The 10,606-nt window shown below is 72.9% G+C and carries 12 protein-coding genes; 8 read left to right on the top strand and 4 right to left on the bottom strand.

Going from position 1 to position 10,606, the window contains the following annotated elements; translation table 11 throughout:
* Positions 1 to 215: 215 nt before the first annotated feature.
* Positions 216 to 1,292: a sensor histidine kinase gene (locus ACZ6TV_RS08085; RefSeq protein ID WP_465296444.1), complete on the bottom strand. Its 1,077-nt coding sequence runs from the start codon at positions 1,290 to 1,292 to the stop codon at positions 216 to 218.
* Positions 1,289 to 1,951, bottom strand: coding sequence for a response regulator transcription factor (locus ACZ6TV_RS08080; RefSeq protein WP_465296443.1), 663 nt, complete (start codon positions 1,949 to 1,951; stop codon positions 1,289 to 1,291). Before ACZ6TV_RS08080 ends, ACZ6TV_RS08085 begins: the two co-directional genes overlap by 4 nt.
* Before the next feature lie 133 nt (positions 1,952 to 2,084).
* Between ACZ6TV_RS08080 and ACZ6TV_RS08075 the strand changes: the two genes are divergently transcribed.
* From ACZ6TV_RS08075 to ACZ6TV_RS08045, 7 genes are all read left to right on the top strand, one after another.
* Complete coding sequence (locus ACZ6TV_RS08075) at positions 2,085 to 3,158, top strand: ABC transporter ATP-binding protein (RefSeq protein WP_465296442.1); 1,074 nt, start codon at positions 2,085 to 2,087, stop codon at positions 3,156 to 3,158.
* The gene (locus ACZ6TV_RS08070) at positions 3,155 to 4,573 is read left to right on the top strand and encodes a DUF1349 domain-containing protein (RefSeq protein WP_465296441.1); all 1,419 of its coding nucleotides are present in this window, start codon (positions 3,155 to 3,157) and stop codon (positions 4,571 to 4,573) included. Before ACZ6TV_RS08075 ends, ACZ6TV_RS08070 begins: the two co-directional genes overlap by 4 nt.
* Positions 4,574 to 4,861: 288 nt before the next feature.
* Positions 4,862 to 5,584, top strand: a complete 723-nt coding sequence (locus ACZ6TV_RS08065) for an ABC transporter permease (RefSeq protein ID WP_465296440.1) — start codon at positions 4,862 to 4,864, stop codon at positions 5,582 to 5,584.
* Between the two features lie 75 nt (positions 5,585 to 5,659).
* Positions 5,660 to 5,854: a hypothetical protein gene (locus ACZ6TV_RS08060; protein WP_465296439.1), complete on the top strand. Its 195-nt coding sequence runs from the start codon at positions 5,660 to 5,662 to the stop codon at positions 5,852 to 5,854.
* Between the two features lie 356 nt (positions 5,855 to 6,210).
* Positions 6,211 to 6,936, top strand: coding sequence for a hypothetical protein (locus tag ACZ6TV_RS08055; RefSeq protein WP_465296438.1), 726 nt, complete (start codon positions 6,211 to 6,213; stop codon positions 6,934 to 6,936).
* Complete coding sequence (locus ACZ6TV_RS08050; RefSeq protein WP_465296437.1) at positions 6,933 to 7,304, top strand: transcriptional regulator; 372 nt, start codon at positions 6,933 to 6,935, stop codon at positions 7,302 to 7,304. Before ACZ6TV_RS08055 ends, ACZ6TV_RS08050 begins: the two co-directional genes overlap by 4 nt.
* Positions 7,301 to 8,458, top strand: coding sequence for an alpha/beta hydrolase family protein (locus tag ACZ6TV_RS08045; RefSeq protein ID WP_465296436.1), 1,158 nt, complete (start codon positions 7,301 to 7,303; stop codon positions 8,456 to 8,458). Before ACZ6TV_RS08050 ends, ACZ6TV_RS08045 begins: the two co-directional genes overlap by 4 nt.
* Before the next feature lie 271 nt (positions 8,459 to 8,729).
* Here the strand turns inward: ACZ6TV_RS08045 and ACZ6TV_RS08040 are convergent, their stop codons facing one another.
* A complete protein-coding gene (locus tag ACZ6TV_RS08040; RefSeq protein WP_465296435.1) occupies positions 8,730 to 9,026 on the bottom strand; it encodes a hypothetical protein in 297 nt (98 codons plus the stop codon).
* 102 nt (positions 9,027 to 9,128) lie between these two features.
* A complete protein-coding gene (locus ACZ6TV_RS08035; RefSeq protein WP_465296434.1) occupies positions 9,129 to 9,536 on the bottom strand; it encodes a nitroreductase family deazaflavin-dependent oxidoreductase in 408 nt (135 codons plus the stop codon).
* A gap of 356 nt (positions 9,537 to 9,892) precedes the next feature.
* On the opposite strand from ACZ6TV_RS08035, the gene ACZ6TV_RS08030 reads away from it, so the two are divergent.
* On the top strand, positions 9,893 to 10,474 hold the full coding sequence (locus tag ACZ6TV_RS08030) for a hypothetical protein (protein WP_465296433.1): 582 nt from the start codon (positions 9,893 to 9,895) through the stop codon (positions 10,472 to 10,474).
* The last annotated feature ends 132 nt before the right edge of the window (positions 10,475 to 10,606 follow it).

Below are 10,606 nucleotides of genomic sequence, written 5' to 3'. Positions count from 1 at the left end.
ACGACGACGGTGCCAGCTCACCGCGCCGGCACGCACTACTGATGCCAGCTCACCGCGAGCGCGCCGCCTCGGATAGGAAGACGACGGTGCCAGCTCACCGCGCCGGCACGCACTACTGATGCCAGCTCACCGCGAGCGCGCCGCCTCGGATAGGAAGACGACGGTGCCAGCTCATCGCGACCGCGCCGCTTCGGGCGGGACGCCGACGGTGCGGCTCATCGCGGATGCGCCACTTCGGGCGGGAAGTCGACGGTGATCTGGAGGCCGCCGCCGGACGGGCCCGGGTGGGCGGTGATGGTGGCACGGTGGGCGTGGGCGATGGCGGCGACGATGGCGAGTCCCAGTCCGTGCCCGCCGGTCTGGTCGGTCCGCTCGGTCCCCAGACGCTGGAATGGCTGGAACAGACGGGCGATCTCCGCCGCCGGGACCGCGGGGCCGGTGTTGCTGACGGTCAGCCGGCCGGGGGCGGCCGTGGCGACCGAGACCGTGCCGCCGGGGATGTTGTGGCGCAGTGCGTTGCCGATCAGGTTGCCGATGAGGATGGCGGCCAGTCGCGGGTCGCCGGCCGCCCAGGCCGGAGACAGGTCGGTGTCGACACGGACACCGCGGTCGGCGGCCTCCGGCCGGTGGTCCAGGACCGCGGTGCGGGTCAGGTCGGCGAGGTCGAGGCGGGACCAGCGCTCGATCGGCTGGTGGCCGCCGGCCAGCGTCAGCAGCGCCTCGATCAGGTGCTCCTGCTGCCGGCCCAGCTCCAGCAGCTCCTGGCACGCCGACCGGAACGTGTCGGTGGTGGCGTCGGGGTCGGCGACGGTGAGCTGCAGCAACGTCCGCTGCACGGTGAGCGGCGTCCGCAGCTCGTGCGACGCGTTGGCGATGAACTGCCGCTGCGCCGTGAACGAGTCGTGCAGCCGGCGCAGCAACCCGTCCAGGGTGTCGGCGAGGTCGGCGAACTCCCGGTAGGCGGCGGGGACCCGGGGCCGATCGGCGAGGGTGTCGGCGGACATGGTGCGGGCGGACGCGGTCAGCACCTGCAGTGGGCGCAGCGCCCGGCCGGCGACCAGCCAGCCGAGCCCGACCGACAGCGCGGCGATGACGACCAGCGCGACCGCCGAATACCGCAGCAGCTCCCCCACGTTGCCCGTCGCCCGGCCGGCGGCCGGTTCGCCGACGGGGGTGGTGTGCCCGGTGGAGAGCAGCGGAAGGTTGACGAACGCCAGCAGCAGCACGCCGCAGGCGAACGCGAGCGCGGCGTGCAGCAGCGCCAGCCGGGTCCGCAGCCGTGGGCCGGTCACCGGTCACCGAGCCGGTAGCCGCCCTCGCGGACGGTGTGGATGGCCGGCGGGGAGCCGAGCTTGACTCGGAGCCGCCCGACCGTCGTCTTGACGGTCGTGGTGAACGGGTCGGTCGCGTCGTCCCAGACCCGGTCGAGGAGCTCCTCGGTGGACACGACACGACCGGCGGCGGCGAGCAAGTGCTCCAGGACGGCGAACTCCTTCGGGCTCAGGTCGAGCCGCCTGCCGCCCCGGGACGCGACCCGGCGGTTGGGGTCCAGGCTCACGTCGCCGTTGTCGAGGACCGGGGGCAAGGCCGGGGCGCTGCGGCGGGCGAGGGCACGGACGCGGGCGACCAGCTCGGCGAAGTCGAACGGCTTGGCCAGGTAGTCGTCGGCGCCGAGGCCGAGTCCCTCGACCCGGTCGCGGACGGTGCCTGCGGCGGTGAGCATCAGCACGCGGCTGCCTGTGCCGCCGGCGACGATCTGGCGGCACACCTCGTCGCCGTGGACGCCTGGGAGGTCACGGTCGAGGACGACGACGTCATAGCGGGTGGTGGCGACCTGCTGCAGCGCGGTGTGACCGTCGAGGGCGGTGTCCACGGCGATCGCCTCGCGGCGCAGGCCGGACGTGATCAACGCATTGAGCTTCCGATGATCCTCCACGACCAGCACTCGCATGACCTGCCTCCCATCGCCTTCATCGCTTCCCGTCGGGATCGCGTCGGTGCTCACGATGCCACGCAGAAGGTGACAGCCAGGTGTCAACGATCGACACCGTGCTGTCACCTCCGTCGGCGTAGAACTTCGAGGCATGAGCGAAGCCACGATCGAAGTCCACGAGCTACGGAAGCGGTATGGGTCGACCATGGCGCTGGACGGGATGACGTTCACGGCCGCGCCGGGGCGGGTCACGGGATTCGTCGGGCCCAACGGCGCGGGCAAGTCCACCACCATGCGCATCGTGCTGGGGTTGCACACCGCCGACTCCGGGCACGCGCTGGTCGGCGGCCGCTCATATCGCACGCTGCGCAGCCCGCTGCGCCATCTCGGCGCGCTGCTGGACGCGTCCGCGCTACATCCGGCACGCACGGGTCGCGACCATCTGCTGTGGCTCGCGCATTCGCAGGGACTGGACGGCCGGCGCGTCGACGAGATCCTCTCTAGTGCGGGGCTGACGGAGGCGGGCCGCCGCCGCGCGGGCGGGTATTCCCTCGGCATGCGGCAGCGCCTCGGCCTCGCGGTCGCGCTCCTCGCCGACCCGCCGGTGATCATGCTCGACGAGCCGTTCAACGGCATGGATCCCGAAGGCATCGTGTGGCTGCGCGCCTTCCTGCGTGCCCTCGCCGGGCAGGGGCGGGCCGTGCTGGTGTCCAGTCATCTCATGGGCGAGCTGCAGGGCATGGCCGACCACCTCGTCGTCGTCGGCCGGGGCAAGGTCATCGCGGACTGCGGCGTCGCGGAGCTCATCGCCGCCGCTTCGGATGCCCGCGTCCGCGTGTGCACGACGTCGCCGAGACCGGCCGCGGCGGCGCTGGCCGCGGCAGGCGCCCTGGTGTCCGGCGCGGGACCGGCGGGCGCCGAGGTTTCGGGCGTGGGGCTGGCGGGCGTCCAGGGGTCCGGCGTGGGGCCAGCGGGCGCTCAGGTGTCCGGCGTGGGGCCAGCGGGCGCTCAGGTGTCCGGCGTGGTGCCAGCGGATGTCCACGGGTCCGGCGTGGGGCCGGCGGCGCTCGACGTGCGAGGGCTCGCCGCCGAGCGGGTCGTCGCGGTCCTGACCGCTGCCGGGTTGCCGTTCTCCGAGCTCGTGCCGCACCGCGCGACCCTGGAGGAGGCATATCTCGACCTGACCCGCGACGCCGTCGAATACAGCGCCGGCGGTGCGCCATGATGCGCCTGCTGCGGGCGGAGTGGACGAAGTTCCGGACGGTGCCCGGCTGGATCCGTGGCAGCGTGGCTGCGGCGTTGATGATCGTGCTGTTCCCGCTCACCGGCCTCGGCGGCGGCGCACCCGAGCAGCCCCGGCCGATCCCGGTCGGGCCGCACGGCGGACCGGTCAGCGACGCGTTCTTCTTCGTGCACCGCCCCCTGGCCGGCGACGGCCAGATCACCGTCGAGGTCACCGCCCTCACCGGCGGGACACCATGGGCGAAGGCGGGGCTGATCGTCACCGCGGGATCCGACCCCGGCGCACGCTATGCGGCCGTCATGACGACCGCTGCTCATGGCGTGCGGATGCAGCACGACTATCTCAATGACCGGGCCGGGCCGTCCGGGCGCTGGCTACGGCTGACCCGGTCCGGGGACACCGTCACGGGTGAGGTGTCCGACGGCGGCACGACATGGGAAACCGTAGACACGGTCAGGCTGCCAGGGCTGGACGCCACGGTCGAGGCGGGCCTGTTCGTGGCCTGCCCGCAGCGCGTCGACGGGATCGGCATCGCCGGCGCCTCGGCCACCGCCACCTTCGGCCCTCCACGGCTGGCGGGAGGCTGGCCCGCCGTGGAGTGGACCGGCGAGCAGGTCGGCGCCGGCACCGCGACCTTCGGCGGCTACCCGCTCGGCGGCGCCGGTGGCTTCGCCCCGGCCGGGGACGGCTTCACCGTGACCGGCGCCGGCGACCTCGCCCCGGCCACCCGCAACGACATCGCCGTCGCGGCCACCCCCGCAGACCTGCTGTTCGGGACGTTCCCGGCGCTGATCGTCATCGTCGTCGTGGCCACCTTGACGATCACCACGGAGTACCGGCACGGGCTGATCCGCGGCACCCTGAGCGCCGGGCCGGGCCGGGTCCGCGTGCTCGCCGCGAAGGCGGCCGTGGTCGCCGGCGTCACGTTCGCCACCACCCTCGCGGCCACGATGCTCGCCGTGCCGCTGTGGCTGCGGCTGGTTCGGGGCATGGGCATCTACCTGTTCCCCGCGACGTCCGGGGCGCTGCTGCGGGCCGAGGTCGGGACCGCCGCGCTGCTCGCCGTCACCGCCGTGCTGGCTCTCGCCGTCGGCACCGTCCTGCGGCGCAGCGCCACCGCGGTCACGGCCGTGGTCGCCCTGACCGTCCTGCCGCACCTGCTGGCCAGGACCCCGTTCCTGCCGCCGGCGCTGGGGCAGTGGCTGACGCAGTACACGCCGGCCGCCGCGCTCGCCGTCCAGCAGACCCTCACCCGCTACCCGCAGGTGGAGAGCCTCTACACCCCGGCGACCGGCTACTACCCACTGGCGCCGTGGGCAGGTCTGGCCGTGCTGTGCGGATACACGGCGGTCGCCCTCGCCGTCGCCGCGGTCCTGATCCGCCGGAGGGACGCATGAGACCGGCGGACCAGGTGCCTGCCGAGGGTCGCGGGAGACCGGCGGACCACGCGCCGACGGAGGAACGCAGGAGACCGGTGGACCACGCGTCGACTGACCGTCGCAGGAGGCCGGCGGACCACGCGTCGGCCGAGGGGCGCAGGAGGGTGGCGGACCAGGTGCCGGCCGAGGGGCGCAGGAGGCCGGCGGACCACGCGTCGGCCGAGGGGCGCAGGAGGCTGGCGGACCACGTGCCGGCCGAGGGGCGCGGTCCGCGGGAGGAGCCGGTCACGTACGAAGGGGCGGGTGATGCGGCGGGCGGTCCGGGCGGAGTGGACGAAGCTGCGCACCACGCCCGGCACCGCATGGCTGCTGCTGGCGACCGTGGTCGTCACCGTGGCGCTGGGCGGGGCGATCTCCGCGGTCGCCGCCTGCCCGCGGGGTGCCTGCGGCATCGACGTGGCCCGGGTCGCGCTGAGCGGCGTGTATCTGGGGCAGCTCCCGGTGGCGGTCCTCGCGGTGATGGCAGTCAGCGGTGAGTACAGCACCGGGTTGATCCGCACCACCCTGGCCGCGGTCCCGCACCGTGCGGCGGTCCTCGCCGCCAAGGCACTGGTGCTCGCCGTCGTGGTCTCCGCCGCGGGAAGCGTCGCCGTGCTCGCCTCGCTCGCGGTCGCGGGGCGGATGCCGGCACACGCGCTGCGGGCCGGCGCGGGCACCGTCGCGTACCTGGTGCTGATCGCGGTCCTCGGCCTCGGCGTCGCCGCGGTCGTCCGGGATTCCGGCGGGGCGATCGGCGCGGTGCTCGGGCTGCTGTATCTGCCGCCGATCGTCACGCAGATGGTGGCCGACCCAGGCCTGCACCGCCTACTGGAGCAGGTTGCCCCGATGAGCGCCGGGCTGGCGGTGCAGGCCACGACAGACCTGCACCAGCTGCCGATCGGTCCCTGGGCCGGGCTGGCCGTCCTTGCCGCCTGGGCAGCCGGGGCACTGCTCACCGGCATCGTCCTGCTCCAGGCCCGCGACCCATGACCGCCCTGGCACACAGCCCCGCGCCGCTCTCCAGTGCGGCACCGGATAGCGGCCGAGGTCCAGGGCCGGCAGCGGGTGGCGGACGAAGTCCAGGGCCGGCAGCGGGTGGCGGACGAAGTCCAGGGCCGGCAGCGGGTGGCGGACGAAGACCAGGGCCGGCAGCGGGAAGCGGACGAAGTCCTGGAACGCCACGGCGAGCCGGGAACGCACGACGCCGACGTACGCGGGCACGAGACCGGCGAGGATCAGCGCGAAGGCGATCCAGCCTAACCGGACGATCCCGATCGTCCACCACCGGAACGGCCGGCCCGGATGTGCTGCCGCATCCACTGCACCGCCCAGCCGGAGATCCCGAAGACGCGCATGTCCTTGCCGGCGACGGTGACACCGCAGCGGCGCCGGCAAGGACGTCGGCGGGCAGCTCCGGCGTGGACTCGACCTTGTTGTGAGGCGATGAGCCGCCGCGTGTCCGGGCGCTCCGGGCGCTCCAGGTCGGACCCGGCCAGGGCGAGCCGCATCACCCGAACACAGATACCCGAGCCGCGCGAGCGGGGACAGGAGCGTCACCGGAGGCGAGAGCGAGATTCGCACTTGTGCCAATCGGTTTGTTTTGGAAACCTATTGGCATGACAACTGATTCGGTGCCCGCCGGGGACGACCCCCGGCGGTTGCTGTCGGAGGTGGAGACCCTCGCCCGCAGGGTCCGCCTCGACCAGCGGGTCACCCCGGTCGCACTGCTGGTGCTCGCCGTGGTGACACTCCTGGCGATCCCCGTGGACTGGTGGTCGCTCTACCTGGACTGCGGGTCGGAGAGCAAGTGGACCCCCGGCGACGTGCCCGACAGTCTCAAGTGCGAGATCACCGGTCGCGGCCTGGTCTACTACTGGCCGGTGGCGTTGCTGCTGGCGTACACGGTCATCGCGCTGTACGCGGTCCGCACCGCCCGGGCGCGCGGCGTGGGCACCAGGGTGATGCCCTACGTGATCACCGGGGCGGCGACGACCGTCTTGATCACCATCGTGTGGCTGGTGGTGCGCAACCGGCTGCAGAACAACCCGGTGCCGACCGAGCCGTTCCCCGAGTGGGTCATGTTCCTGGACCGCCTCGTCGGGCCGGCCGGCGCGATCGGGATCGGGCTGCTGGTCCTGGCCCGCCTGGAGCGCAACCTCGCGCTGCTGGTGTTCACGGTCGGCTATCTGGTCATCGTCCTGGTGCCGGTGACGTTCGGCCTGTCCCCCGCCTGGGGCCCGCACTCGATCTACGGCGACGCGCTGGCGCCGACCATCATCCATGGCACCGTCCTGCTGCTCGGCGCCCTCGGCTTCTGGCTCGCCCGCCGGCGGCAACGATGAGCCCCGCCGGCAGGACCCCGGACGAGACACCGGACGAGTCCCCCGAGACCCACCCCGTCACGGGCCTGGACGACGTGGTGCACCAGCGGGTCCGGCTCGGCATCCTCACCATCACGCACGAGGCGCGCAAGGTCGAGTTCGGCTACCTGCGCACCCAGCTGGCGCTGACCGCCGGCAACCTCTCCCAGCACCTCGGCGTCCTGGAGACCGCGGGACTCGTCGAGGTCGAGAAGGGGTACGCCGGCAAGCGCGGCCGCACGTGGATCACGCTCACCCCCGCCGGCCACACGGCGCTCGCCGAGGAGATCGGCCGGCTGAAGCAGCTCATCGCACGGGTCGAGACCACCAACCCCACGGAGGACCGATGACCGCGTCACTGACCCGCCGCCACCTGCTGGGCGCCGCTCTGGCGGCCGGTGTCGCCGCGCCGTTCACGGCGCCCGGCATGAGCTGGGCCGACCCGGTCAGGTTCACGCTGCCGTCGCCCACCGGGCCGTACCAGGTCGGTGTCGTGCCGCTGCACGTCGTCGGCCGCTCCAAGCCGCGGCCCTACGACGGGCCGCCCCGCCGCCGCGAGCTGATGATCAGCGTCTGGTATCCGGCGCAGGCGGGCGGGCACCACCCGCGGGCCGACTGGCTGGAGCCTGCCGCGCTGCGCGCGATCCTGGAGGCCAACGGCTTCGCGGGCGACGCCGCGCGGACCGCCGTCACCGCCGCGCGGGTGGGCGCCCCGGTGCGGCGCGGGCTCGGGAAGCTGCCCGTCATCGTGTACTCCCACGGCGCCCACGACCATCGCGGCGACCACACGATCGTCGTGCAGGAGCTCGCCAGCCACGGGTACGCCGTCGTCACGGTCGCGCACACGGAGGACACGTTCGCCGTGTTCCCCGACGGGCGGCTCGTCGTGCCGCAGTTCGAGCCGGGGCTGGGCGCGGCGGACTTCGCGTACGACATCCCGTTCGTGCTCGACCGCATCGAGGAACTCGCCGCCGGCCGTAACCCGGACGTCGACCACCGGCCGCTGCCGTCCGGCCTGTGCGGCGGCCTCGACCCGCGGCGGATCGGCATGTTCGGGTCGTCGAAGGGCGGCACCGCCACCGTCATCACGATGAGCGAGGACCGGCGGGTCAAGGCCGGGCTGAGCCTGGACGCGCCGATGGAGCCGACCGAGGGGATCGTCCTGGACCGGCCCTTCCTGCTGATGACCGCGGACTACACCCGGGAGACCGGGCCGGTCGCCGAGCTCTGGTCGCACCTGACCGGCTGGCGCCGGACCCTGCACGTCGACGGCGCCTCCCACAACGCCTACGGCGACTACCGGGTCCTCATCCCGCAGCTGGCCGCGGCCATCGGCATGAGCGACGAGGAGCTCGCCGGCTGGGTCGGCACCTTCCCGATCCCCCGGGCGGTACGCATCCAGCAGGCGTACCCGCTCGCGTTCTTCGACCTGCACCTGCGCCACCGCGGGCACCTGCTCGACGGCCCGAGCCCGGCGTTCCCCGAGGTGCGGTTCATCCCCTAGCGGCACCGGTCTCGCCCGAGGGCGGGGCCGCCGGTGAACGTGATGTCGAACGTGCCGTCCGGTGCGGGCGCTGCCCGCGGGACGACGGCACGGTGCGCGGTGACCGCCACGGCGGTGAGGGCATCGCCGCCGGTCCTGACAAGGTCAGACCGGCACGCCCGCACCCCGGACGGGGGTGGTCAGCGCGACGGAGACGTTACGTGGACGCGACGTGCCCGGCCCTCACGCCCAAGGCCATGGCCTTGCGGGTGAGGGCCGGCACGGCGCGGGCTCAGCTGGCGGCGCGGTGCAGCTCGTCCGGGTGGACGCGCAGCTCGACGACGTCCGGCGACACGGCCGCGATCTGGTTCCCGGCGGCGTACACGTCGTTGGACAGGAACCCGGTGCCGTCGATGCGGATGTACCCGGTGGCCATCAGATGCTCGGCGATGCCGGCGATCGTGTCGGGACGCACCGCGGTGCCCGCCGGCTGTACCGCCGACACCGTGCCGACCTGAACTCCCGCCGGGTCGACGACCCGCGTCCCGACCGCCGCGGTCCCTGGCTCAGTGCTCGTCCCTGGCTGCATGGCCACAACATTTCCCGGCCGGGCGGACCTGAAACGTCCCGCCGTGCGGGGTCGTCGACACGGCCGGCCCGTGGCCCGCGATGGCGACGACCCGCTCGGGGATCAGGAGGCGGGCTCGAGGACCACGACCGGGATCTGCCGGGTGGTCTTCTGCTCGTACTCGGCGAAACCCGGGTACGCCGCCTTCTGCGCGGTCCAGATCCGGTCCCGCTCCTCCCCCTCGGTCACCCGCGCGACGAGGTCCACCGTGCCGGTGCCGATCTCGGCGCTGACCCGCGGCACGGCCACCAGGTTGTGGAACCAGTCCGGGTTGGTGGGCGCTCCACCCTTGGACGCGAACACCGCGTAGCCGCCGTCGACCTGCTGGTACATCATCGGGTGCACCCGCTCCTGGCCGCTGCGCGCACCGGTGGTGTGCAGCAGCAGCAGCGGCGCCCCCTCGAACGGGCCTCCGACCTTGCCCTCGTTGGCCCGAAACTCCTCGATAATCTTCGTGTTCCAGTCGCTCATGAACCTAAGTCTTCCACTCATGGACAGCGGACGCTCCGCGGACCACGGAGGATCGACCCGGACCTGGACCCCGGCGGCGCCGCGGGACGGGCGCCGGCCGCCACGCCGGGCCGGGCGCTGAACGGCGGCTGAACATCGCACCCGGCGAAACCCGCAATGGAACATGCAGGTTGCGGCGTGCGGTGAGCGCTGTTTCCCGTGTCCGCACGGGCGACGGGACCGCGTCCTGGACTCCGAGTCCTAAGCACGCGGTCAAGGCCTCCCTTATAGCGGGAATTTCTATGATTGTCGATCAATCGATCCGTACGTACATTCTGTGCATACGTTCTGTACCGAACGTACTCGGGAGGCGTCACATGAAGATCGACGTTCACACTGATCTCGTTGACGAGCAGCTCGAACAGGCATGGCGACTGTACGACGACGCCTTTCGCCACCTGAACGCGCTGACGGTCCAGCGCCATCTCATGTACCGCGCCGAATTCGACGAGGTCATGGCCGACGGGCGCATCGAGAAGTGGCTCGCGTACTCCGACGACGGCGTCCTGCTCGGCCTCGCCACCTACACCAACCAGCTCAGCGCATGGCCGCTGATCTCGCCCGAATACTTCGCCCGCCGCTGGCCCGTCCACTACGCCACCAACCGGATCTGGTACTGCGGCTTCGTCGCCGTCCCCACCCACGAGCACGGCATGTTCGTGCAGCTCATCGAGGCGATGTACCGCCACGCCGAGGAACACGGCGGGGTCATCTCGCTGGACATCTGCCGGCACAACATCGACGCCTACCGTCTCGACCGGGCGATCGGCATCTGGCTGCGCCGGGTCTCCGGCGGCCAGGTCCGCGCCGAGGCCGCCGACAGCCAGACCTTCATGATCTACGAGACCGCACCCGCGGTGCATCCGGTCGCGGCGTCAGACATGCCGAACGCCGCCTGAATCCCGCCTGAATCCCGACAGGAGCGGGGGGGGGGGGGGGGGGGGGGGGGGGGGGGGGGGGGGGGGGGGGGGGGGGGGGGGGGGGGGGGGGGGGGTACGAAAGAGGACTTCCCGGTTCTCCGGGCCCGGTCA

It is taken from the genome of Dactylosporangium sp. NPDC051087 (assembly GCF_055586325.1).
Note: the sequence above shows the minus strand (reverse complement) of the source record. Positions and strands in the feature narration are given on the sequence as shown.